General features: G+C 71.6%; 23 protein-coding genes. 13 read left to right on the top strand and 10 right to left on the bottom strand.

What is annotated here, in order from left to right; all coding sequences use genetic code 11:
* Positions 1-60: 60 nt before the first annotated feature.
* The 5 genes from ACIBMZ_RS03510 to ACIBMZ_RS03490 all read left to right on the top strand — a co-directional run bounded on the left by ACIBMZ_RS03510 (position 61) and on the right by ACIBMZ_RS03490 (position 7,207).
* Positions 61-996 (top strand): ABC transporter ATP-binding protein, encoded by a 936-nt coding sequence (locus ACIBMZ_RS03510; RefSeq protein ID WP_396690606.1) that lies wholly within the window; start codon positions 61-63, stop codon positions 994-996.
* Positions 993-1,808 carry an ABC transporter permease gene (locus tag ACIBMZ_RS03505; RefSeq protein ID WP_396690604.1) on the top strand — a complete coding sequence of 272 codons (816 nt, stop codon included), beginning with the start codon at positions 993-995 and terminating at the stop codon, positions 1,806-1,808. The genes ACIBMZ_RS03510 and ACIBMZ_RS03505 overlap by 4 nt, the downstream gene beginning before the upstream one ends.
* 268 nt (positions 1,809-2,076) lie before the next feature.
* Complete coding sequence (locus ACIBMZ_RS03500) at positions 2,077-5,811, top strand: multifunctional oxoglutarate decarboxylase/oxoglutarate dehydrogenase thiamine pyrophosphate-binding subunit/dihydrolipoyllysine-residue succinyltransferase subunit (protein WP_396690603.1); 3,735 nt, start codon at positions 2,077-2,079, stop codon at positions 5,809-5,811.
* 76 nt (positions 5,812-5,887) lie between these two features.
* Positions 5,888-6,067, top strand: coding sequence for a DUF6104 family protein (locus ACIBMZ_RS03495; protein ID WP_396690601.1), 180 nt, complete (start codon positions 5,888-5,890; stop codon positions 6,065-6,067).
* A gap of 114 nt (positions 6,068-6,181) precedes the next feature.
* Complete coding sequence (locus tag ACIBMZ_RS03490; RefSeq protein ID WP_396690600.1) at positions 6,182-7,207, top strand: glycoside hydrolase family 6 protein; 1,026 nt, start codon at positions 6,182-6,184, stop codon at positions 7,205-7,207.
* Positions 7,208-7,219: 12 nt separating this feature from the next.
* On the opposite strand, the gene ACIBMZ_RS03485 is transcribed toward ACIBMZ_RS03490, so the two are convergent.
* Together ACIBMZ_RS03485 and ACIBMZ_RS03480 are read right to left on the bottom strand one after the other, a co-directional pair.
* Positions 7,220-9,514: a bifunctional polysaccharide deacetylase/glycosyltransferase family 2 protein gene (locus tag ACIBMZ_RS03485; protein ID WP_396690598.1), complete on the bottom strand. Its 2,295-nt coding sequence runs from the start codon at positions 9,512-9,514 to the stop codon at positions 7,220-7,222.
* Positions 9,514-10,047 (bottom strand): hypothetical protein, encoded by a 534-nt coding sequence (locus ACIBMZ_RS03480; protein ID WP_396690596.1) that lies wholly within the window; start codon positions 10,045-10,047, stop codon positions 9,514-9,516. The genes ACIBMZ_RS03485 and ACIBMZ_RS03480 overlap by 1 nt, the downstream gene beginning before the upstream one ends.
* 130 nt (positions 10,048-10,177) lie before the next feature.
* On the opposite strand from ACIBMZ_RS03480, the gene pta reads away from it, so the two are divergent.
* Complete coding sequence (gene pta, locus ACIBMZ_RS03475; RefSeq protein ID WP_396690594.1) at positions 10,178-12,265, top strand: phosphate acetyltransferase; 2,088 nt, start codon at positions 10,178-10,180, stop codon at positions 12,263-12,265.
* Complete coding sequence (locus ACIBMZ_RS03470; RefSeq protein WP_396690592.1) at positions 12,265-13,386, top strand: acetate/propionate family kinase; 1,122 nt, start codon at positions 12,265-12,267, stop codon at positions 13,384-13,386. The genes pta and ACIBMZ_RS03470 overlap by 1 nt, the downstream gene beginning before the upstream one ends.
* A 27-nt stretch (positions 13,387-13,413) precedes the next feature.
* Here the strand turns inward: ACIBMZ_RS03470 and ACIBMZ_RS03465 are convergent, their stop codons facing one another.
* Positions 13,414-13,581: a hypothetical protein gene (locus ACIBMZ_RS03465; RefSeq protein ID WP_162854353.1), complete on the bottom strand. Its 168-nt coding sequence runs from the start codon at positions 13,579-13,581 to the stop codon at positions 13,414-13,416.
* 118 nt (positions 13,582-13,699) lie between these two features.
* Here ACIBMZ_RS03465 and ACIBMZ_RS03460 point away from each other — a divergent pair, with 118 nt between their 5' ends.
* Together ACIBMZ_RS03460 and ACIBMZ_RS03455 are read left to right on the top strand one after the other, a co-directional pair.
* Positions 13,700-14,599, top strand: coding sequence for an alpha/beta hydrolase family protein (locus ACIBMZ_RS03460; protein ID WP_396690590.1), 900 nt, complete (start codon positions 13,700-13,702; stop codon positions 14,597-14,599).
* Between the two features lie 99 nt (positions 14,600-14,698).
* Positions 14,699-15,685 (top strand): alpha/beta hydrolase family protein, encoded by a 987-nt coding sequence (locus ACIBMZ_RS03455; RefSeq protein WP_396690588.1) that lies wholly within the window; start codon positions 14,699-14,701, stop codon positions 15,683-15,685.
* 116 nt (positions 15,686-15,801) lie between these two features.
* On the opposite strand, the gene ACIBMZ_RS03450 is transcribed toward ACIBMZ_RS03455, so the two are convergent.
* From ACIBMZ_RS03450 to ACIBMZ_RS03440, 3 genes are all read right to left on the bottom strand, one after another.
* Complete coding sequence (locus tag ACIBMZ_RS03450; protein ID WP_396690586.1) at positions 15,802-16,764, bottom strand: zinc-binding dehydrogenase; 963 nt, start codon at positions 16,762-16,764, stop codon at positions 15,802-15,804.
* Positions 16,765-16,840: 76 nt separating this feature from the next.
* Entirely contained in the window at positions 16,841-18,019 is a 1,179-nt protein-coding gene (locus ACIBMZ_RS03445) for an NADP-dependent malic enzyme (RefSeq protein WP_396690584.1), read from the bottom strand.
* Between the two features lie 142 nt (positions 18,020-18,161).
* Positions 18,162-18,494: a S26 family signal peptidase gene (locus ACIBMZ_RS03440; RefSeq protein ID WP_396690582.1), complete on the bottom strand. Its 333-nt coding sequence runs from the start codon at positions 18,492-18,494 to the stop codon at positions 18,162-18,164.
* Positions 18,495-18,579: 85 nt separating this feature from the next.
* On the opposite strand from ACIBMZ_RS03440, the gene sodN reads away from it, so the two are divergent.
* Positions 18,580-18,984, top strand: coding sequence for a superoxide dismutase, Ni (gene sodN / locus ACIBMZ_RS03435; RefSeq protein WP_131055291.1), 405 nt, complete (start codon positions 18,580-18,582; stop codon positions 18,982-18,984).
* Positions 18,985-19,170: 186 nt separating this feature from the next.
* A complete protein-coding gene (locus ACIBMZ_RS03430) occupies positions 19,171-19,578 on the top strand; it encodes an anti-sigma regulatory factor (RefSeq protein ID WP_396690580.1) in 408 nt (135 codons plus the stop codon).
* A 7-nt stretch (positions 19,579-19,585) separates the two neighbouring features.
* Here the strand turns inward: ACIBMZ_RS03430 and ACIBMZ_RS03425 are convergent, their stop codons facing one another.
* Positions 19,586-19,975, bottom strand: coding sequence for a hypothetical protein (locus tag ACIBMZ_RS03425; RefSeq protein WP_396690578.1), 390 nt, complete (start codon positions 19,973-19,975; stop codon positions 19,586-19,588).
* A gap of 42 nt (positions 19,976-20,017) precedes the next feature.
* On the opposite strand from ACIBMZ_RS03425, the gene ACIBMZ_RS03420 reads away from it, so the two are divergent.
* Positions 20,018-20,962, top strand: a complete 945-nt coding sequence (locus ACIBMZ_RS03420) for a diacylglycerol/lipid kinase family protein (protein ID WP_396690576.1) — start codon at positions 20,018-20,020, stop codon at positions 20,960-20,962.
* A gap of 444 nt (positions 20,963-21,406) precedes the next feature.
* Positions 21,407-21,664, top strand: a complete 258-nt coding sequence (locus ACIBMZ_RS03415; RefSeq protein WP_007072794.1) for a WhiB family transcriptional regulator — start codon at positions 21,407-21,409, stop codon at positions 21,662-21,664.
* A 121-nt stretch (positions 21,665-21,785) separates the two neighbouring features.
* On the opposite strand, the gene ACIBMZ_RS03410 is transcribed toward ACIBMZ_RS03415, so the two are convergent.
* From ACIBMZ_RS03410 to ACIBMZ_RS03400, 3 genes are read right to left on the bottom strand one after another with little or no spacing between them, the layout of a single operon-like run.
* Positions 21,786-22,568 (bottom strand): sirohydrochlorin chelatase, encoded by a 783-nt coding sequence (locus ACIBMZ_RS03410; RefSeq protein ID WP_396691001.1) that lies wholly within the window; start codon positions 22,566-22,568, stop codon positions 21,786-21,788.
* Entirely contained in the window at positions 22,565-23,338 is a 774-nt protein-coding gene (locus tag ACIBMZ_RS03405; protein ID WP_396690573.1) for a phosphoadenylyl-sulfate reductase, read from the bottom strand. Before ACIBMZ_RS03405 ends, ACIBMZ_RS03410 begins: the two co-directional genes overlap by 4 nt.
* Entirely contained in the window at positions 23,335-23,496 is a 162-nt protein-coding gene (locus tag ACIBMZ_RS03400; RefSeq protein ID WP_396690571.1) for a hypothetical protein, read from the bottom strand. Before ACIBMZ_RS03400 ends, ACIBMZ_RS03405 begins: the two co-directional genes overlap by 4 nt.
* Positions 23,497-23,508: the final 12 nt, after the last annotated feature.

The raw sequence follows: 23,508 nt of genomic DNA, 5'->3' as shown, positions 1-23,508 counted from the left end.
TGCTTGACCACTACCGTCACGCTGTGCAACGGCGCACCTCGGCGCCACGGGAGGAGAATGATGTCCGACGGGCAGTCACGCCCCACCAACGACGCGCAGATCGTGGTCTCCGGCCTGACCAAGCAGTACCGCAACATGCTGGCGGTCAACAATCTGTCGTTCACGGTCGAGCCGGGCCGGGTCACCGGCTTCCTCGGTCCGAACGGCGCCGGCAAGACCACCACGCTGCGGATGCTGCTGAATCTGGTCACCCCGAGTGCCGGCACCGCCACCATCGGTGGCCGCCGGTACCCGGACCTGGTCGACCCGCTGCGGCACGTCGGCGCGGTACTGGAGGCGTCCAGCGCGCACAAGGGACGTACCGGAATCAACCACCTGCGAGTGATCTGCGCGGCGGCCGGGTTGCCCCGGCAGCGGGCCGAGGAGGCGCTCGCCATGGTCGGCCTGACCCCGGCGGCGAAGCGCAAGTTCAAGGGTTACTCACTGGGCATGAAGCAGCGCCTCGGCATCGCCGCGGCGATGGTCGGCGACCCCCGGGTGCTCATCCTCGACGAGCCGGCCAACGGCCTGGACCCGGAGGGCATCCGCTGGATGCGCGGATTCCTCAAGGGCCTGGCCGCCGAGGGCCGCACCGTGCTGGTCTCCAGTCACCTGCTGTCGGAGATGCAGTTGCTCGCCGACGACGTGGTGATCATCGCGGCCGGGCAGCTCGTCCGGCAGGGACCGGTCGAGCAGGTGATCGGGTCGATGGCGCAGGGCGCCCGGGTCCGGGTCCGCACCCCGCAGGCGGACGCGCTGACCGCGGCGCTGGCCGGTGGACCGGCCACCGTGCAGGTCGACGAACAGGGCGCGCTGCTGATCGCCGGGGTGGACGCCCCGACGGTGGGCCGGGCGGCGCTGACCGCCGGGGTCGAGCTGCACGAGCTGAGCACCGAACGACCTGACCTGGAACGCGTGTTCCTGGAGCTGACGGCCGGAAAGGCGGGCATCCGATGAGCAACCTGGTCCGCGCCGAACTGCTCAAGATCCGCACCACCAGCACCTGGTGGTGGCTGGCCCTCGCGGCGATCCTGTCGATCGCCATGGCCTTCCCGTTCAACGCCTGGCTGGCCAACGAGACGCTCAGCGGCGGCGGGGAGGAGTTCGGTTACACCGGCGACGCCGCCTCCGCACCGGCCCAGGCGGCGAACATCTACACCTCGGGTCAGTACCTCGGCCTGATGTTCGTGATGCTGATCGGCATCCTGATGGTCACCAACGAGTTCTTCCACCAGACGGCGACCACCACCTTCCTGGCCACCCCGCGACGGACCGCGGTGATCGTCAGCAAGCTCATCGCGGCCAGCCTGCTGGGCTTCGCGTTCTGGCTGGTGACCACCGTGATCGACCTCGTGGCCGGAGCGGCGTTCCTGACCCTCAACGACCACGGCACGATGCTCGGCGAGTGGGAGGTCCAGCGGGCCCTGCTGCTCAACCTGATGGCGTACGCCATCTGGACCGTGCTGGGCGTGGGCATCGGCACTCTGATCACCAACCAGCTCGGCGCGGTGATCACCGCCTCGGTGCTTTACCTAATTGGTACACAAGTTGTCGGTCTGCTGTTCCTCCTGCTGGCGAACCTGCTGGACAACATGGCCGTGATCAAGTGGCAGGTGATCTGGCCGGCGGCGGCCTCCCAGATCATGATCACCCCAGGTGAGAACGAGATGCTGCCCTCCTGGTGGGTCGGCGCGGTGGTGCTGATCGGCTACGCCGTGGCGAGCTGCGTGGTCGGCATCCTGATTACGCGGCGTCGCGACATCTCCTGATCCGGTAGGCGCGGAAGCGTCCGGGCCGGGCCCGGTCCGATCGGCGGCGAGCCGGTCGGACCGGGCCCGTGTCATAGCAGCTAGCAGGGCAACACGCTGGGCTTACGGAACTTCTGGCATCTTCTGTGAATCGGACCACGGGGTGGAGGTGGAAATGCCTCGGCGATCCGTACGGCGTAGCCTTGGATCCGTCCTGTGTGCGCTCGTCCTGGCGCGGACGGACACCGCGTGACACACCAAACCCGCGTGAAAGAGGCGATTACCGGCCGTGTCGACCCAGCAGACTTCGCAGGAGAACCCACTGGCGGGTTTCGGCCCGAACGAGTGGATCGTCGAGGAGATGTACCAGCGCTACCTCGCCGATCCCAGCAGCGTCGACCCGGCCTGGCACGACTTCTTCGCCGACTACCGGCCCGGTGCCGGCAAGGCCCGCTCCGCCGACGGTGACGGTTCGGCGACCACCACCCCGTCCGCCCCGAAGACCCCGGCCAAGGCCGAGCCGAGCGCCAAGGCCGCCCCCGCCGCCAAGGCCGAGCCGGCGGCGACCAGGTCCCCGGCTCCGGCGAAGGCCAAGCCGGCCGCCAAGGCCGAGCCGGCCAAGGCGACCACGACCAAGTCCGCCCCGGCGAAGTCCGCCCCGACCGCCACCGGGCCGCAGACCACGCCGTTGCGCGGCGTGGCCGCCCGGATCGTGCAGAACATGGACGCCTCGCTGGCCGTGCCGACCGCGACGAGCGTGCGCGCGGTCCCGGCCAAGCTGCTGGTGGACAACCGCATCGTGATCAACAACCATCTCGCCCGGGGGCGTGGTGGCAAGGTCAGCTTCACCCACCTGGTCGGCTACGCGCTGGTCCGGGCGATGGTCGCGCACCCGGAGATGAACAACTCCTTCGCCGAGGTCGACGGCAAGCCGGCGATGGTCCGCCCCGAGCACGTCAACCTGGGCATCGCCATCGACCTGGCCAAGCCCGACGGCAGCCGGACCCTGGTGGTGCCGTCCATCAAGGGCTGCGAGCAGATGGACTTCCGGCAGTTCTGGCAGGCGTACGAGGACGTCGTCCGGCGCGCCCGCCGCAACGAACTGACCATGGACGACTACTCCGGCACCACCATCTCGCTGACCAACCCCGGCGGCATCGGCACCGTGCACTCGATGCCGCGTCTGATGCAGGGCCAGAGCGCGATCATCGGTGTCGGCGCGATGGAGTACCCGGCGCCCTACCAGGGCATGAGCGAGGCCACCCTGGCCGAGCTGGCGGTCAGCAAGGTCATCACGCTGACCAGCACGTACGACCACCGGATCATCCAGGGCGCGCAGTCCGGCGAGTTCCTCAAGGTCATGCACGAGCTGCTGCTCGGCGAGCACGGCTACTACGACCAGATCTTCACCTCGCTGCGCATCCCGTACGAGCCGGTGCGCTGGATGCGCGACGTCGCGGTCGACAGCGAGGGGCAGATCAACAAGACCGCGCGGGTACACGAGCTGATCCACTCCTACCGGGTCCGGGGCCACCTGATGGCCGACACCGACCCGCTGGAGTTCAAGATCCGCAAGCACCCCGACCTGGACGTCCTCCAGCACGGGCTGACCCTGTGGGACCTGGACCGCACCTTCCCGGTGAACGGCTTCGCCGGCCGGCAGCGGATGCGGCTGCGGGAGATCCTCGGTGTGCTGCGCGACTCGTACTGCCGCCGCGTCGGCATCGAGTACATGCACATCCAGGACCCGGCCGAGCGCCGCTGGATCCAGGAGCGGGTCGAGCGCAAGTACGAGAAGCCGCCGGCCGACGAGCAGAAGCACGTGCTGAACCGGCTCAACGCGGCCGAGGCGTTCGAGACGTTCCTACAGACCAAGTACGTCGGCCAGAAGCGCTTCTCGCTGGAGGGCGGCGAGTCGCTGATCCCGCTGCTCGGCGAGGTGCTGGAGGCGTCCGCCGAGAACGACCTGGACGAGGTCGTGATCGGCATGGCCCACCGGGGTCGCCTCAACGTGCTGGCCAACATCGTCGGCAAGCCGTACGAGAAGATCTTTTCGGAGTTCGAGGGGCACCTCGACCCGCGCTCCACCCAGGGTTCCGGTGACGTGAAGTACCACCTGGGCCAGAACGGCAAGTTCACCACCCCGGACGGCGACCACTCGGTCAAGGTCTCGGTGGTGGCGAACCCGTCGCACCTGGAGGCGGTCGACCCGGTGCTGGAGGGCATCGTCCGCGCCAAGCAGGACCGCATCGACCTCAAGCTGGAGGGCTACACCGTGCTGCCGCTGGCGGTGCACGGCGACGCCGCCTTCGCCGGTCAGGGTGTGGTGGCCGAGACGCTCAACCTCTCCCAGTTGCGCGGCTACCGCACCGGCGGCACCGTGCACGTGGTGGTCAACAACCAGGTCGGTTTCACCACCGCCCCGGAGTACTCCCGGTCCAGCCTCTACAGCACCGACGTGGCCCGGATGATCCAGGCGCCGATCTTCCACGTCAACGGGGACGACCCGGAGGCCGTGGTCCGGGTCGCCCGGCTGGCCTTCGAGTACCGGCAGACGTTCAACAAGGACGTCGTGATCGACCTGGTCTGCTACCGGCGGCGCGGGCACAACGAGGGCGACGACCCCTCGATGTCCAACCCCCAGATGTACAGGATCATCGACTCGAAGCGCTCGGTCCGCAAGCTCTACACCGAGGAGCTGATCGGGCGGGGTGACATCACCGTGGAGGACGCCGAGGAGCTGCTGCGCGACTACCAGGCGCAGTTGGAGCGGGTCTTCAAGGCCACCCGCGACGCGGCCAGCGCCCCCCGCCAGGTCAGTCGCCCGGCCCGGCAGGACGAGCCGGAGCCGCAGGTGGAGACCGCGACCGAGGCGTCGGTGATCAAGGCCATCGGCGAGGCGCACGTCAACCTGCCGGACGGCTTCACCCCGCACAAGCGGATCCAGCAGTTGCTCGACCGGCGGGCCCGGATGTCCGTCGAGGGCAACATCGACTGGGGCTTCGGCGAGATCATCGCCTTCGGGGCGCTGCTGCACGACGGGGTCACCGTCCGGCTCGCCGGGCAGGACTCCCGACGCGGCACCTTCGTGCAGCGGCACGCCTCGATCGTGGACGCCGAGACCGGTGACGACTACCTGCCGTTGAAGTCGCTGACCGGCGACGGCGAGCGGTCCCGCCTGTTCGTGCACGACTCGCTGCTCTCCGAGTACGCCGCGATGGGCTTCGAGTACGGCTACTCGGTGGAGAACCTGGAAGCGCTGGTCTGCTGGGAGGCCCAGTTCGGCGACTTCGTCAACGGCGCCCAGTCGGTGATCGACGAGTTCATCTCCTCCGGTGAGGTGAAGTGGGGCCAGCGCTCCGCGGTCACCCTGCTGCTGCCGCACGGCCACGAGGGACAGGGTCCGGACCACACCTCCGGCCGTCCCGAGCGGTTCCTCCAGCTCTGCGCCGAGGACAACATGCGGGTGGCGATCCCGACCACCCCGGCGAACTACTTCCACCTGCTGCGTCGCCAGGCCCTGTCGCCGAAGCGCAAGCCGCTGGTCGTGTTCACGCCGAAGTCCCTGCTGCGGCACAAGCTCTGTGTCTCCCCGGTCGAGGACTTCACCTCCGGCACCTTCTCGCCGGTGCTGGGTGACCAGGCCGCGCCGGCTCCGGAGCAGGTCAAGCGGGTGCTGCTCTGCTCGGGCAAGGTCTACTACGACCTGTTCCAGGCCCGGCAGGAGCGCGGCGTCACCGACACCGCGCTGATCCGGCTGGAGCAGCTCTACCCGATGCCGGTGGAGGAGATCCGCGCCGCGCTCGCCCAGTACCCGAACGCGGAGGACTTCGCCTGGGTGCAGGAGGAGCCGGCCAACCAGGGCTCCTGGTCGTTCGTCGCGCTCAACCTGCTGGAGCACCTCGACGGGGTCCGCCTGCGTCGCATCTCCCGCCCGGCCGCCGCCGCTCCGGCGGTCGGCTCGGCGAAGATGCACGAGGTGGAGCAGAACGCGCTCATCGAGGCCGCGCTGCCCCGCCCCTGACCGCACCGACCGCGAACACCGGGGCGGGCCACCGGAGACGGTGGCCCGCCCCGGTGAGCATGTCCGAGGAGACCTGATGTACTTCACCGACCGTGGCATCGAGGAGCTGGTCCAGCGCCGGGGCGACGAGAACGTCACCCTGGAGTGGCTCGGCGAGCGGCTGCGGGACTTCGTCGACCTCAACCCGGAGTTCGAGACTCCGATCGAGCGCTTCGCCACCTGGCTCGCCCGGCTCGACGACCCCGACGACGAGTAGGCCCCGGACCGCCACCGACCCGCCGCGCGGCCGGACCGGCCAGACGCCGGTGCCGACGAAAAGCCCTGGTAGGCCAGGTCCGGACCGGCCCCGACGGCGGGTATGGTGGCGGCCATGCCCCGCAGCTCCCGCCGCCCTGCCCTGGTGGCGGGGATCGCGCTGACCCTCCTGCTGACCGGGTGCGGCGACGAGGCACCCGAGCGTCCGCCGACGGAGACCGTCAGCGCCGACCGCTCGTCACCACCGCTGCCGCCGGTCTTCTACGTCGACCCGCGCGGTGCGGCGTCCTGGCAGGTCACCGAGTGGACGCAGGAGGGCCGGGCCGAGGACGCCGCCACCCTGCGCCGGATCAGCACCCGCCCGACCGCCCGGTGGCTGGTCGGCGACTCCACCACGGTCACCGAGGAGGTCTCGGAGTTCCTCGCCGGTGCCAGCCGCTCCGGTCAGACGCCGGTGCTGGTCACGCACCACCTGCCGCAACGCGACTGCGGACGGCAGGGTCAGGGCGGCGCCGAGTCGGCCGGGGCGTACCAGGACTGGATCCGGCGGGTGGCCGCCGGGGTGCAGGGCCGCCCGGTCACGATCGTGCTGGAGCCGGGCGGGGTGCCGGACGCCGTGGACCGCTGCGTGGACGACGTCGACGAGCGGCTGGATCTGCTACGGGACGCGGTGCAGGTGCTGGGCAGCACCGGCAGCGCCCGGATCTATCTGGACGCCGGGCACCCCGGCTGGATCACCGACGGCGCCCGGCTGGCGGCGGCACTGCGCCGGGCCGGGGTCGCCGAGGCCGACGGCTTCGCGCTCAACGTGGCCAACTTCGTCGGCACGCCGCAGAACGTCGGCTACGGCCACGAGATCTCCGACGCCCTCGGCGGCACCACCACGTTCGTCATCGACACCAGCCGCAACGGCCGGGGCGCGTACCCGGGCGAGACCGTCCGGTCCGCGCCGAGCTGGTGCAACCCGCCGGGCCGCGCGCTCGGCGCGGACCCCACCACCGACACCGGCCTGGACCGGGTGGACGCCCTGCTGTGGGTGAAGTACCCGGGCGAGTCCGACGGTGCCTGCCGTCCCGGCGAGCCGGAGAGCGGCGTCTGGTGGCCGGAGTACGCCCTCGGCCTGGCCCGACGCGCCGACTGACGCACCCTTCGGTCAGGGGCGTACCCGCCGGGCGGTGGCGGCGGCCGGTACGGGCACCGGCGGTGGCGGACCCGCCGGGCCGCCCGGTGTGAGTCCGGTGCGCTTGAGCTTCTGCCAGCCCAACCGCCCGCCGGTCAGCGCGGTGACCACCGACTGGAGCAGCACCAGATACATCAGTTGGCGGTAGACGAACTGCTGCAACGGCAGCACCCAGAGGACGCCGAGCTTCTCCTTGTCGAGGCGGAACGCCACGATCGCGGTCAGGAACTGCAGTCCCAGCATGGCGGCCCAGGCCAGCGCCGTCTCGGTGCGGTTCAGGAAGATCAGGCCGTAGATGGCGAGCAGGTCGATCACCGGGGCGGTCAACGGGAGCAGCACCCCGAACAGCGTCAGGAACGCCAGGCAACGACGACTGAACCGGCCGGACGCGCCCTTGTCGAGCACCGAGCGGCGGTGCTTCCACATCGCCTGCATGGTGCCGTAGCTCCACCGGTACCGCTGCTTCCACAACTGCCCGAAGGTGGCCGGCGCCTCGGTCCAGGCGCGGGCGCTCTCCTCGTACACCACCTTCCAGCCAGCGCGGCCCAGAGCCATGGTGATGTCGGTGTCCTCGGCCAGCGTCTCGTCGGTCATCCCACCGGCGTACTCCAGCGCCTCGCGACGGAACGCGCCGATCGCGCCGGGGATGGTCGGCATGCAGCGCAGCGTCTCGTAGAGCCGGCGGTCCAGGTTGAAGCCGATCACGTACTCGATGTGCTGCCACTTGGCGATCATGCTGCGCCGGTTGCCGACCTTGACGTTGCCGGCCACCGCGCCCACCTGCGGGTCGCCGAACGGCTGGACCAGGCGACGGACCGCGTCGGGCTCGAAGACGGTGTCGCCGTCGACCATCACGATCAGGTCGTGCCGGGCCAGCGCGACGCCGGTGTTCAGCGCGCTCGGCTTCCCGCCGTTGGGTTTGCGGACCACCCGCACGTTCGGCAGGCCGAGCCCGGCGGCGATGTCGGCGGTGCCGTCGGTCGACCCGTCGTCGACCACCACCACCTCGATGCCGCCGGGATGGTCGCCGGTGGCGAGCGAGCGGACCGCCTCGGCGATGCCCTCCTTCTCGTTGTACGCGGGCACGATCACCGACACCGGTTCGGTGACCGGCGGTCCCCAGGCGAAGCCCTTCCGGCGTCGTTTGCGGGCGTGCCGTCGCGCCAGCACGAACAGCAACACGGTCCGCCCGATGGTGAGCGTCCCGACCAGTAGAAAGAGCACACCGAAGAGGACGAAGGTGCCGTCGGCGGCGCGTACCGCCATGATCAGCATCTGACCGCGCCAACGCTCGCTGAACGTCGCCTCGGTCGGCCCGGCCGTGGTGCCGGTGGCACCGGCCTCGGCCAGTGCCCGGTTCAACCCGCCACTGATCGTGGTGAAGGTGTAGCCCCGGTCCTTCATCAACGGGATGTACCGGTCCAGCGCCTCGACGGTCTGCGAGCGGTCACCGCCGGAGTCGTGCCAGAGCGTGATCGCGCCCGAGTAGCCCTCCGGCACGGTCCGCTCGATCATCCCCTCCGGGCCCTGCCGCTCCCAGTCCCGGCTGTCCAGGTCGTTGACGACGCTGAGGTAGCCGAGTTCGCCGGCCTGTTGCAGCAGCGGCCAGTCCTGGTCGACGAAGGCGTCCGCCCGCGACGAGTACGGGAACCGCAGCAGGTTGGTCCGCTGGCCGGTGGCACCGGCGATGACGAGTTGGGTCTGGGTGTACTCCATCCGCCGCTGCCACCCGGGGATCTGGGTGAGGTGCGGGTGGGTGAAGGTGTGCACGCCGAGTTCGTGCCCCTTGTCGGCCAGCTCACGGACCAGGTCGGGGCTGCGGACCACCTGGTTGCCGAGGACGAAGAAGGTGCCGGGCACCTGGTGCTTCTCCAGCACCTCCAGCACGGCCGGGGTCCAGATCGGGTCGGGGCCGTCGTCGAAGGTGAGCGCGACGGTCCGGGCCGGCAGTCGGTAGGACTGCGGCCGGTCGGCGGTGGTGTTGACGATCGGCCCGCCTTCGAGGATCTCGTCGGGGACGTCGTCCTGGCCGCTGCCGAAGATGTTCTCCGCCCGGTAGTCCGGGATGAACGAGCCGTTGGCGTACGCCTGGACGAAGAGGATGCCGCCGAGCAGCACGAAGACCATGGCGTAGACCGTCCAGCTCGGACGGGGGATGAACCGCCGGGCCCGGGTGGCCGGACGGGGCCGGGCGTGCTGCCGGGGCCGGTCGGGGGTACGGGTGGGGGGCGCGGGTGCCGGTCGGCCGGGCGGGTACGGGTGGCTCATCAGGGAGCGGTCGCCTCACTCGTGTCGTTCGGGTCCGGCGACGGCGTTGTCGTGGGGGTCGGGGTGCTCGGGGGCGGGGTGCTGGGTGGCGGGGTGCTGCGGGGCGGCGTGCTCCGGGACGGGCTGGCCGTCGGCGTCCCGCTGGGACGGGCGCTGGTCGGTGTCGTGCCCGACGGGCGGGGAGCGGGACTGGTCGAGGTCGCGCCGGTGCCGGGCGTGGAGGGAAGGGGCACCGGACGCTGCGGCGTGACCTGGGTCGGCGACGGCGTCGGCGAGGTCGACCGGGCGGGCGAGGGTGTCGGCGAGACGGGCGGCGCTTCCCAGGTCTCGGCGGGCTCGACGAACGGGATGATCGTCTCGGGGCGGACCGGCCCGCCGGCGAAGCTGATGCCGACCATCATGGTGTACGCCACCCCGGACAGGCCGAGGGCGTACGCGGTCCGCCGTAGCCACCGCCCGCGGCGGCCACTCGGATCGACGAAGACGGGGGATGGTTCCGGGGCGACAGGAATGATCTGTGTTGGTCCCTCCACCTGCGCGAGTCTAAACGTGAATAGCTTTCACCTTCTCGCCCAAGTGTCCCATCTGACATGCGAAAACAGGCCGAACCACCCCTAGATGGTTGTCGGAGGACAACCAACCGGACCGAGTAGGTTGGGCCGCATGGCTCGCAGCGTCTACCTCACCAGCGTGGGATCCGGCGGCGGAAAATCCGCCATCGCACTGGGTCTCGCCGAGCTGCTGTCCCGACAGGTCGAACGGATCGGCGTGTTCCGGCCCCTGGTGCCGTCGAACCGGCCCGACCACATCCTCGCCCTGCTCAGCGAGCGCTATCGCGTGCAGGTTAACCCGTCCGACCTGGCCGGAGCCACATATGCCGAGGCCACCGCCCTGGTATCGGACGGACGGCGGGAAGAACTGATCTCCCGGGTGGTGCAGCGCTACCGAGCGGTCGAGCGGCAGTGCCCGGCCGTCGTGGTGGTGGGGAGCGACTTCGCCGACTCCGGTGACGGCAGCACGCCCCGGGAACTCGCCTTCAACGCCCGGCTCGCCACCGAGTTCGGCAGCGTGGTGGTGCCGGTCGTGGACGGCCAGGGTCAGTCACCGGCGACGATCGCGGCGGCGGCCCGGGGCGCGTACCACGATCTGGTCGACCTCGGCGCGACGGTGCTCGCGGTCATCGCCAACCGGGTGCCCGAGCCGATGGACCTGCCCGACCTGCCGGTGCCGGCGTACGCCATCCCGGAGGTACCGACCGTGTCCGCGCCGACGGTCGCCGAGGTGGCCGCCGCCCTCGGTGCGACGCTGCTCACCGGCGACGAGGCGGCGCTCGGTCGGGACGTGCTCGACTACGTGGTCGGCGCGGCCCACGTGCCGACGCTGGTGGAGCACCTGACCGACGGCTGCCTGGTGATCACCCCGGGCGACCGGGACGACCTGCTGGTGGCCGCCGGTGCCGCACACGTCTCCGGTCAGGTCTCGATCTCCGGGCTGGTGCTCACCCTCGGCGAACAGCCCGACCCGCGTGCCCTGCGCCTCTTCGACGGGCTGAACACCGGCCTGGCGGTGCTCAGCGTCACCAGCGACAGCTACGACACGGTCGCCGCGTCCAGCCGGATCGAGGGACGACCCAGCGCGGCCAACACCCGCAAGGTGGAGGCCGCCCTCGGTGCCTTCGAGGCCAACGTGGACACCGACGAGCTGGCGCGTCGGCTCGCGGTCACCCGTTCGGAGCGGGTCACCCCGCTGATGTTCGAGTACGACCTGATCGACCGGGCCCGGGCCCAGCGCCGCCACCTGGTGCTGCCCGAGGGCACCGACGAACGGATCCTGCGGGCCACCGAGATCCTGCTGCACCGGGGCGTGGCCGACCTCACCCTGCTCGGTCGCCCCGACGACGTGGCCCGACGGACCCGGGAACTCGGCGTCGACATCACCGGTGCCCACATCGTCGACCCGGCGACCAGCGACCGCCGCGACGAGTTCGCCGAGGCGTACGCGAAGCTGCGCGCCCACCGGGGCGTCACCGTCGAGCTGGCGTACGACGTGGTGGCCCAGCCGAACTACTTCGGCACCATGATGGTCTGGGCCGGGCACGCCGACGGCATGGTCTCCGGCGCCACCCACACCACCGCCGCCACCATCCGCCCCGCGTTCGAGATCGTGAAGAACCTGCCGGACGTCTCCGTCGCCTCCAGCGTCTTCTTCATGCTGCTCGCCGACCGGGTGCTGGTCTACGGCGATTGTGCGGTCAACCGTGACCCGGACGCCGCCCAGCTCGCCGACATCGCGATCTCCTCGGCCGACACCGCGGCCCGGTTCGGCATCGAACCCCGGGTGGCGATGCTGTCGTACTCGACCGGCAGTTCCGGCGCCGGAGCCGACGTGGAGAAGGTCGCGGCGGCCACCGCGCTGGTCCGCGAGCGCCGGCCCGACCTGGCCGTCGAGGGTCCCATCCAGTACGACGCGGCGATCGACCCGGCGGTGGCGGCGACGAAACTGCCCGGCAGTGCGGTCGCCGGCCGGGCGACGGTCTTCATCTTCCCGGACCTGAACACCGGCAACAACACGTACAAGGCGGTGCAGCGCTCCGCCGGGGCGGTGGCGGTCGGGCCGGTGATGCAGGGCCTGCGCCGGCCGGTCAACGACCTGTCCCGAGGGGCCACCGTGCCGGACATCGTCAACACCGTGGCGATCACCGCCATCCAGGCCGCCGCCCGCACCGACGCTCCCCCACCCGGAGGTGCCTGATGAGCGACAAGATCCTGGTGTTGAACTGCGGGTCGTCCTCGGTCAAGTACCGGCTGTACGACGGTGACCGCGTGCTCGACAAGGGCACCGTCGAGCGGATCGGTGAGGCCGGGGGCGACGCGCCCGACCACGCCGGGGCGGTCCGGCGGATCCTGGCCGGGCTGGACCTGACCGGGCTCACCGCGGTCGGGCACCGGGTGGTGCACGGCGGTCGGCGGTTCACCGCCCCGACGCTGGTGGACGACGAGGTGCTGGCCGCCATCACCGAGCTGGTGCCGTTGGCGCCGCTGCACAATCCGGCCAACCTCGCCGGCATCGCCGAGGCGCGCGCCGTCCTGCCCGAGGTGCCGCAGGTCGCCGTCTTCGACACCGCGTTCCACCACACGCTGCCCGACTCCGCCGCCACGTACGCGATCGACCGGGAGGTCGCGCAGCGGTACGGCGTCCGCCGGTACGGCTTCCACGGCACCTCGCACTCGTACGTCTCCCGGCGCACCGCCGAACTGCTGGACCGCCCGTACGCGGAGGTCAACACGATCACCCTGCACCTGGGCAACGGCGCCAGCGCGTGCGCCGTCGAGCACGGGCGCAGCGTGGCCACCTCGATGGGGATGTCCCCGCTGGAGGGGCTGGTGATGGGCACCCGCAGCGGCGACCTGGACCCGACCGTGGTGTTCCACCTGCGCCGCGAGGGCGGACTGGGCGTGGACGAGATCGACGACCTGCTCAACCACCGCAGCGGACTGCTCGGGCTCTCCGGCGTCAACGACATGCGGGAGGTGCTGTCCCGGCGGGCGGCCGGGGACGAGGCGGCGACGCTCGCCTTCGACGTCTACTGCCGGCGGATCACCGGCTACGTGGGGGCGTACTACGCGCTGCTCGGTCGGGTGGACGCGGTCACCTTCACCGCCGGGGTCGGCGAGCACGCGGCCCCGGTACGCGCGGCGGCGCTGGCCGGGCTGGAACGGCTCGGCATCACCGTCGACCCGGAGCGCAACGCGGGCCAGGGTGACCGGTTCGTCTCACCGGACGGCGCGGAGGTCGCGGTCTGCGTGGTCGGCACGGACGAGGAACGCGAGATCGCCCGGGAGGCACGCGCGGTGGTAGCAGCCAGCGCCTGATCGGGCGGCCGACCGGTGACGTACCGATCAGGCGAAGGCGAGCCAGCTCGCGAGCGCGACCAGCACCACGGCGACCACGGCGGCACCGATGATCAGGCCGTTGCGGGACGCCGTCTCGGCGGGGGCGTCGGGGGTGCCGGCGAAGGCACGGAACGCCTCGGTGTTGCCGCTCGGATCGGTGTAGTTCTCAGTCATGCCGTGACCTTAGCGAAAGCGGTCCAGTCGCACGGTCCGTGCACGCCGTCCGAACGGGTGGCGTACCGCACCGGTCAACCGGACCCGGACGGGTGACCCGGGGTCCTACCGTGAGGTCGTGGGAATCGCACGGGGGTTCACCGCGCTGGTGTCGGTGCTGCTGATGGTGCTGACGGCCGGTTGCGCGACGAGCGGCGAGCAGTCCGGCCAGGCACTCGGCGGGCGGCTGGCCCCGGACGTGCCGTACGCGGTGGGTGTGCGCACGCTCACCGTCGACCCGGCCTCGGAGCGTCCACTGCCGGTCACCCTCTGGTATCCGACGCAGGGCAGCCGGGTCGCCGAGGGGCGGTTCCCGGTGGTGATCTACAGCCACGGTCTGGCCAGCCTGCCCGAGTTGCACTCCGGGCTGACCGCCCGCTGGGCCGCCGCCGGATTCGTGGTGGCCGCCCCGACGTACCCGCACACCCGGCGCGGGGCGAAGCGGTTCTCCCGGGCCGACGTCCGCCACCAGCCGGCCGACGGGTGGCGGGTGATCCGGCACCTGGTCCGGCTCGACGGCCGCTCCGGCGACCCGCTCGCCGGTCACCTCGACGTGCAGCGGGTGGCGGCGGCCGGGCACTCGGCGGGCGGTTTCACCACCGCCGGCATGTTCACCGCCGGGCACCCGGCCCGGCTGCGGGCGGGCATCGTGATCGCCGGTGGCGGGATGGCGGGCAGCTTCGCCGGTCCGAGCGCCCCGATCCTCTTCGTGCACGGCACCGCCGACGCGGTGGTGCCGCTGAGCGTGGGCCGGGCCGCGTACCGCCGTACCCCCGGACCCGCCTCCTTCCTCAGCCTGCTCGGGCAGGGCCACGGCGAGTACCTGGTCCCCGGCCGGCCCGGTTTCGCCCAGGTCCTCGGCACCACCACCGACTTCCTGCGCTGGACGCTCTACGGCGACCAGGAGGCCGGACGGCGGCTGCCCGGCCGGGCGCTGCTGGCCGGCGTCACCAGCTTCGAGACCCGACCGGCGGGCTGACCTGCCCATCCGTGCCGACTGCGCACGCTCGGTGCGGACCCGGGCGCAGGATGTGCGGCGCCGGCCGGACCGGTCGCCGGGCGAGGCAGAATCGGAGTCATGTCGCGCCGCGCCCTCTCACTCCTGCTCGCCAGCACGCTGACCGTCGGCACGCTGGTCGGCTGCTCCACCGACCGTGACCCGGACGAGCGGGCCGACGCGCCCGCCCCCTCGGCGACCGCCTCCGCCCCGGCCGGGATCACGTCGGCTCCGGCCATCCCCGCCGGCAGCGCGCCGAAGCAGACCTTCGCCGTCGGCGTACGGCAGCTCAAGCTCAACCGCGACGGCAACCGGCCGCTGCCGGTGACCGTCTGGTACCCGGCGGCCGGTCGGGCCGGTGGGAAGCCGCAGACGTCGGCGGACGCCGCCGAGGGGCGGTTCCCGGTGGTCATGTTCAGCCACGGCCTCGGCGGTCGCCCCGCCGACTACCAGGCACTGCTCACCCGGTGGGTGGCCGCCGGTTTCGTGGTGGCCGCGCCGACGTTCCCGAACACCTCGAAGGCCGGTGGCGAGAACAACGTGCTCGACGTGCTCAACCAGCCCGCCGACGTCTCGTACGCGCTGACCGAGGTGCTCGCGCTCGACACCCGCGACGACGACGTGCTGCGGGGCCGGCTGGCCACCGACCGGGTGGCCGCCGCCGGGCACTCGGCGGGCGGGGTGACCACCATCGGGCTGTTCACCGCCGGCCGGGACGAGCGGCTCGCCGCCGGGATCGTCTTCGCCGGCACCGCGCTCGGCGTGGGCACCGCGTTCGCCGGTGCCGCCGCGCCGCAACTGTTCGTGCACGGCGAGGCCGACGAGGTGGTGCAGTACACCGCCGGCAAGGCGGTCTACGACCAGGTGCCCTGGCCGAAGGCGATGCTCAGCCTGCCCGAGGGCGACCACGGGCGGGCGCTGCTGAGGAACGGGACGTCGCTGGGCGTGGTGGCGAACACCACCGCCGAGTTCCTGCGCTGGACGCTCTACGGCGACGCCGAGGCCAAGGAGCGCATCCCCACCGCCGCCGCCCGCGACGACATCGCCACCCTCGACGACAACCTCTAACACTCGCCGTCGTCCGGATGAGGTGAAAGGAAGGGTCCCCTGCTAACGCCTCGCGTATAGCAGGGGACCCTTCCTAACGCCTAACGCCTAACGCCGTACGCCCTAACGCCGCCGCGTCAGCTCGTGTGGTCGAGGACGATCTTGCCGAACGCCTGCCCGGAGTGCAGGCGGGCGAACGCCTCCTCGACCCGGCTGAACGGCACCACGCTGTCCACCACCGGGCGGACCTCCCGCTCGGCGCAGAACGCCAGCAGATCGGCCAGGTCGGCCGGGGTACCCATCGAGGTGCCCAGGATCTCCAACTGCATCGCGAAGACCCGACGCAGGTTGACTGCCGGCTCGTGCCCGGCGGTCGCTCCGGAGACCACGATCCGCGCGCCGGGCGCGGCCGACTTCAGGGAGTGGTCGAAGGTGGCCGCGCCGACCGTCTCGATCACCACGTCGACCCGCTCGGGCAGCCGGGCACCGGTCTGGACGGCCGTCGCGCCCAGCCCGGTGACCCGCTCCCGCTTGGCGGCGTCGCGACTGGTCGCGTACACCCGCTTGCCCATCGCGGTGGCCAGCACCACGGCGGCGGTGGCCACGCCGCCGCCGGCGCCCTGGACCAGCACCGCCTCGGCCTCGTCGACCCGGCCCTTGGTGGTCAGCATCCGCCACGCGGTCAGCCAGGCGGTCGGCAGGCACGCCGCATCCGGCGCCGACAGGCCCGCCGGCAGCGGCAGCAGGTTCCAGCGGGGTACGGCCACCCGCTCGGCCAGCGTGCCCGGGAAGTGCTCGGAGAGGATGGACATCCCGCGCGGGTCACCGGGAGTGGGCACCACCGGATAGACGACCACCTCGTTGCCCTCCGGGTCGACGCCCACGGCGTCGCAGCCGAGGATCATCGGCAACTGCTCGGCCCGCAGCCCGACGCCGCGCAGCGACCAGATGTCGTGGTGGTTGAGCGAACTGGCCGTGACGCGCACGGTCACCCAGTCGTCGTCGGGCAGGCTCGGCTCGGGCTGCTCACCGACGGTGAGCGCGGCGAGCGGATCGGCATCGTCGAAACGGGAGGCGAAGGCGGCACGCATGATCCGCACCGTAACAAGCTGAGCGGCCGTTAAGAAGGGTCCCTTCCTCGGCACGAGGCGTTAGGAGGGGACCCTTCCTTGCACGTCAGGCGCGGGCGACGCCGTCGCGGCGGGCGGCTTCGGCGACCGCTTCGGCCACCGCCGGGGCGACCCGCGGGTCGAGCGGCGAGGGCACGATCGCGTCCGGCGTGAGCGCATCGGCCACCACGGCGGCGATGGCGTCGGCGGCGGCCACCTTCATCGACTCGGTGACCCGGGTGGCCCGGGCCCGGAGCGCACCCCGGAACACGCCCGGGAAGGCCAGCACGTTGTTGATCTGGTTGGGGTAGTCGCTGCGGCCGGTGGCGACCACCGCGACGTGCCGCGCGGCGACGTCCGGGTGCACCTCGGGAGTGGGGTTGGCCAGCGCGAACACGATCCCGCCGGGCGCCATCCCGGCCACCGCCGCCTCCGGGATCTGGCCGCCGGAGACGCCGATCAGCACGTCGGCGTCGCGCAACGCCTCGGTGATGTCGCCCTGCCGACCGTCGGCGTTGGTCAGCTCGGCCAGCTCGGCCTTGGTGCCGGTCAGCCCGTCGCGCTGGCGGGAGACGATGCCCCGGGAGTCGCAGACCACCACCCGCTGCGGGTCCACTCCCCCGGCCACCAGCATCTTGGTCACCGCCACACCGGCCGCACCCGCACCGCTGACCGCCACCCGCAGGTCGCCGAGCTTGCGGTCGAGCAGGGTCGCGGCGTTGCGCAGTGCGGCCAGCACCACGATCGCGGTGCCGTGCTGGTCGTCGTGGAACACCGGGATGTCCAGCGCCTCGTCGAGGCGGCGTTCCACCTCGAAGCAGCGCGGCGCGCTGATGTCCTCCAGGTTGATCCCACCGAACGACGGCGCGAGCGCCTTGACCGTCGCCACGATCTCGTCGACGTCCTGCGTGTCCAGGCAGACCGGCACCGCGTCGACACCGCCGAACTGCTTGAACAGCACCGCCTTGCCCTCCATCACCGGAAGCGCGGCGCGCGGACCGATGTTGCCCAGTCCGAGTACGGCCGAGCCGTCGGTGACCACCGCGACGGTGTTCGACGTCCAGGTGTACTCGTGGGTGAGCGACGGATCGGCGGCGATCGCCTCGCACACCCGGGCCACACCCGGCGTGTACGCGAGGGAGAGGTCTTCGCGGCTGGTCAGCGGGACGGTCGAGAGGACGGCCATCTTGCCGCCCCGGTGCAGTTGGAAGACGGGATCAGCGGGGTCCACGGTGGACGAAGGCATGGTGACTCCAGTGTCGTTTAAGCAGCTGGGCCGGCCGGTCGGGGCGCACGGTGAGGCGAGCGAGCGGCGGCACGAGGTGCGGGGGGTCACCCAGGCACTTTCCGAGCATAGTCACGCCACCGGGAGCCGGAGGTGCGCAGGGTCATAACGGCTGGGGCGGCAACCGGCCGGGGCGGGGCCAGTAGCGGAGCACCACCCGACCGAGGACGTCGGCCACCCCGTACGCCCGCGAGTCGTCGGTGACCAACTCGTTGTCACCGTACAGCCACCAACCGCCGTCGGCGGGGCAGACGGCGCGTTTGACCACGAGCAGATCGGGGCGACTGCGGAAGACCGCGACCACCACGTCTCCGGCCCGGATGGCGCGACCACCCGGCCGGACCAGCACCGCGTCGCCGTGCCGCAGGGTCGGCGCCATCGACGGACCGGTCACGAGTACGGCCGCGAGCGGCCTCCGGAGGCCGGGCACCGGCATGTGGTTTCACCTCCTGCGGCCTCGGGGACCACGTCCAGGAGTAATGTCGTCATGGATCATCGCAAACTTCCCATGGAGGATCCCGATGCGACTTCCACGCATCCTTGCGCCCCGGGTGACCGCGAGCGCGCACTGCGACCTGCCCTGCGGCGTCTACGACCCCGCGCAGGCTCGGATCGAGGCCGAGTCGGTGAAAATGATCTGCGAGAAGTACCAGGCCAACACCGATCCGGAGTTCCGCACCCGGGCCATCCTGATCAAGGAGCAGCGGGCCGAGCTGGTCAAGCACCACCTGTGGGTGCTGTGGACCGACTACTTCAAGCCGCCGCACTTCGAGAAGTACCCGCACCTGCACCAGCTCTTCAACGAGGCCACCAAGCTGGCCGGTGCGGCGGGCGCCAAGGGCGCCACCGACCCGTCCAAGGCCGACGAGCTGCTACAGAAGATCGACGAGATCTCGAAGATCTTCTGGGAGACCAAGCAGGCGTGACGTGGCCCGTCCACGCCTGCGCGTCGGCGGCCGGCCCTGCCCCTCGGGGCGGGCCGGTCGCCGACGCGTTTCCATCCCGGGCGCACCGGTTCACACCGGGCCGCCCGGCTCGCCGTCCGCCGCACTGACGGCCCTCCGTCGCCCCGCCGCCTGAGCGGGTAGAGTCCCCGACCGGGGGGATGAGCCGTGACTCAACTGACCGGACAACCGACCACCGACGACGACGTGGTGCACCTCACCGTGCCCGCCGAAGGCGGCTATCTGAGCGTCCTGCGCACCGCCACCGCCGGCCTCGCCGCGCGTCTCCAGTTCGCCCTCGACGAGATCGAGGACCTGCGCATCGCCGTCGACGAGGCCTGCGCCATGCTGCTCGCCATCGCGCCCCGCGGCGCGGAGCTGGACTGCCGCTTCGCGGTCACCGAGGACGCGTTGACCGTCGAGGTGACGGTGCCGACCGTGCCGGGCGCCCGGCTCCCGGCGGAGTCGTCGTTCGCCTGGAAGGTGCTCACCGCGTTGACCACCTCGGCCTCGGCCGGGGCGGCCGACGGCCGGGCCACCATCTCGTTGCTCACCCGCCGCGCCTCCGGCTGGTGAGCGACGCTCACTCGAAGCCCAGGGCCCGGGTGGTGGGCGGACTCACCAGCAGCCAGGTGACGCCGAGCCCGAGCGCGATCAGCGGTACGCCGAGCCAGCCCAGCCCGCCCTGGATCATGAACCAGCCGATCGGCAGCAGCATGAGTTGCAGCACGATGGCGGGTGCGCGGGCACCGGCCCGGCGGCGCAGCAACGCGCTACCCAGCGCCCAGAGCGCGATCGCCGCGCCGATGGCGAAGGCCGTCACCAGCAGTGCCGACACCAGATCGGTGGTGGCGGCGGTGAAGTCGGCGACGACCAACCAGGCCGCGATCAGCCCGACGGCGACCGCCTGACCCCGCAGGAGGAAGACCGCCCACCGGAGGGTCACCGGGGTCGGGTCGGAGTCGATTGCCACGCGGTCACGATACCCGTGGCGGTCCGGGGTACAGTGCCGCCCATGCGGGCCGTCCTGCTGGTCAATCCGAAGGCCACCACTACCAGCGAGCGTGCGCGGGATGTGCTCGTCCGAGCGCTGCGCAGCGAGGTGGATCTCTCCGTGCGCTACACCCGGCGTCGTGGTCACGCCACCGCGCTGGCCCGCGAGGCCGCGGTGGAGGGCGTCGACGTCGTGGTCACCCTCGGTGGTGACGGCACGGTCAACGAGGTGGTCAACGGGCTGATGACGGCGACCAGCGCCGGTGGTGCGGCGCCGACCGCCGAGCGGCTGCCCGCCCTGGCCACCGTGCCGGGCGGCTCGACGAACGTCTTCGCGCGGGCGCTGGGCCTGCCCAGGGAGTGGCCCGAGGCGGCCAGCATGCTCCTGGAGGGGCTGCGGCTGGGCCGGCACCGGACCATCGGCCTCGGCCGGGCCGACGACCGCTACTTCACCTTCTGCGCCGGTTTCGGGCTCGACGCGGCGGTCATCCACCGGGTCGAGGAGGCTCGTCGACGGGGCCGGGTCTCCTCGCCGGGGCTCTACTTCCGGGCCTTCACCGCGCAGTTCCTGTTCGGTGCCGAACGGCGCAACCCGGCGATCCGGTTGGAGCAGCCGGGCGAGACCACCGAGGCCGATCTGGCGACCGTGATCGTCCAGAACACCGCTCCGTGGACGTTCGTCGGCGACCGCGAGGCCAACCCGAACCCGGAGGCGTCCTTCGATCTGGGTCTCGACGTGATGGCCCTTCGCCAGCTAGGCGTCGCCAGCACGACACGGACAGTGAGACAGTTCCTGTCCGCCACGCCGGATCCGCAAGGTCGTCAAGTTCTTCGTCGGCACGATGTTGCCGAGTTCACGCTGGTGGCGAGCCGTCCGCAGGCGTTCCAGCTCGACGGCGACTATCTTGGCGAACGAGAAAAAGTTGGATTCGCCTCCGTTCCGGCCGCACTCAGAGTAATCTGTTAGGTCTCCGGCATCCCCCGGGCCGAGAGGTCGGCGCGCCCCGACACGCGACGGCTGCGACACCCGGGACTCATGCCGGAAATGTCGGCAATGTGCGCGGGACTGTACTATATTGATTCTTGACTGTGGTACGCCGGGTGACCGGCACCCCCTTGAACCCGGACAAATGGGTTGTGGGCTTGCTCACCGCCCGGAGTTTTTCCGAGCGCCACCCTTGACATCGCCAGAGTTCGTGAAAGTATTCACAAGCGAACTTGAGTTACCGGGACATTGCCTGGATATGCTCGACAGGTTGAGCTGTTCCAGCAGGTCCCCCGGGCCAACAGCCTGCTCACGCACTGCCGAATAGACGAACGCGAAACGTCACCATCGGCAATGCGTATGCATATAGGAAAAGCACGAACAAGCAACATCTGCCACCCATCCAGAATGAGGAGTGTTGCCGCCATGGACTGGCGTCACCATGCTGTCTGCCGCGACGAGGACCCGGAACTGTTCTTCCCGATCGGGACGTCCGGTCCGGCTCTCCTGCAGGTCGAGCAGGCCAAGGCCGTCTGCAGGCGCTGCTCCGTGACCGACCAGTGCCTGCAGTGGGCGCTGGAGTCCGGTCAGGACGCTGGCGTCTGGGGCGGAATGAGCGAGGAGGAGCGGCGCGCCGTCAAGCGTCGCGGTGGCCTCCGGGTGCTGCGCGCTCACTCCGCCTGACCACTACCGCACCGAAGCGACACGCCCCGGCAGGGCTCAGCCCGCCGGGGCGTTCTGCTGCCCAGACGTATGTAAGGAAGGGACCCTTCCTATACACCAGGCGTTAGTAGGGTGCCCTTCCTTACCGACGGGCGACGTTCACCCGGTCCCACACCAGCTCCACCAACTCCGGCGCGTCGGTCAGCGGTGCCGCCACCGCCACCGCGCCGGCCTCCCGGGCCGCCACCGCCACCGCGTCGTGGAACAGGCCGGGCGCCAGGAAGTACGCGGCCACGGCGACCCGCCGCGCGCCCCGGCCCCGCAACCGGGCCACCGCCGCGCCGACGGCCGGGGGTGCCGCCGAGGCGTACGAGACCCGGGCCGGAGTGCCCAGGGTGACGCCGAGTTCCCGGGCCACCCGGCCGACCGAGGCACGGGCGGACGCGTCCCGGGTGCCCGCCGCCGCCAGCACCACCGCGTCGAACCGGCCCGGTTCCGCCTCGTCCAGTCGCCGCCCGAGCGCGGTCAGCAGTCCCCGGTCCACCCGGTGGCCGACCGGACCGAGCACGTCGGTGACCGTCACCGCGATCGGCGGACCGGACTCCCGGGCAGCCGCCACCGCCGCCGGGATGTCCACCCGCCGGTGGTACGCGGCGGTCAGCAACAGCGGCACCAGGACCGCTCGGGAGTGCCCGGCGGCGGCCAGTCCCCGCAGCGCCTCGGTCGGGCCGGGCTCGGTGTGGTCCAGCCAGCTCGGCAACACCGGTGTGCCGGGCCGGGCGGCGGAGACCGCCCGCGCCAGCGCCCGGATGGCCTCGGCGGCGCGGGGGTCGCGGCTGCCGTGGGCGACCAGGAGAAGCGGGTCCCGCCCCGGCCCTGATGGGTCGGGGCGGGACCCGCCGTCGGTTCCCGCCGCCTCGGTCAGAGGTGCAGTCCGCACTCGGTCTTCTCGAACATGGCCCAGCGGCCGGCGCGCGGGTCCTCCCCCGCCGAGGTCCGGCGGGTGCACGGCCAGCAGCCGATCGATCCGTAGCCGCGCCGGAACAGCTCGTTGACCGGCACCTTCCACCGCGCGACGTACGCGTCGACGTCCGCCTGGCTCCAGGCCGCGATCGGGTTGACCTTCACCCGGCCCCGGCGGGGGTCGAACGCCACCACCGGCGTGTTGGCCCGGGTCGGCGACTCGTCACGACGCAGTCCGGCGGCCCATGCCTCGTAGCTGGCCAGTGCCCGCTCCAGCGGCTCCACCTTGCGCAACCGGCAGCACTCGTCCGGTGACCGGTTGAACAACCGCGGCCCGTACTCGCCGTCCTGCTGTCCGACGGTGAGTCGGGGCCGGATCGACCGGACGTTCACCGGCAGGGTACGGGCGACCTCGTCGCGGACGGCGAGGGTCTCCGGGAAGTGCAGGCCGGTGTCGAGGAAGACCACGTCCACCCCGGGTGCCACCCGGGAGACGAGGTGGGCGAGGACCGCGTCCGCCATCGAGCTGGTCACGCAGAACCGGTCACCGAAGGTCTCCGCGGCCCACCGGGCGATCTCCAGCGCGGGCGCGCCCTCCAGCTCCCGGCCGGCCCGGTCGGCCAGTTCCCGCAACTGCTCGGGGCTGCGTCGGGTCGGGTCGGCCGGAGCGGCGACCGGAGCGGGTGCGGTGTCCACCAGTCCCAGACCGGCGGCGGAGATCAGCGCGCTCATCGCCGCACCCCCTGGGAGAGCAGGCCGGTGAAGCGGACCGTGAACACCCGGGCACAGCCGTGGCACTCCCAGGCGCCGTGCCCGGTCTCGCTCGGCCGCAGGTCCTCCTCACCGCAGTAGGGGCAGTACAACGGCGCGGCACGGGTCTCGCTGCTCATCGCGTCACCTCG

The sequence above is a fragment of the Micromonospora sp. NPDC049900 genome, assembly GCF_044461025.1.
Lineage (GTDB): Bacteria > Actinomycetota > Actinomycetes > Mycobacteriales > Micromonosporaceae > Micromonospora.
This window is presented reverse-complemented; position numbering and strand designations above follow the sequence as displayed.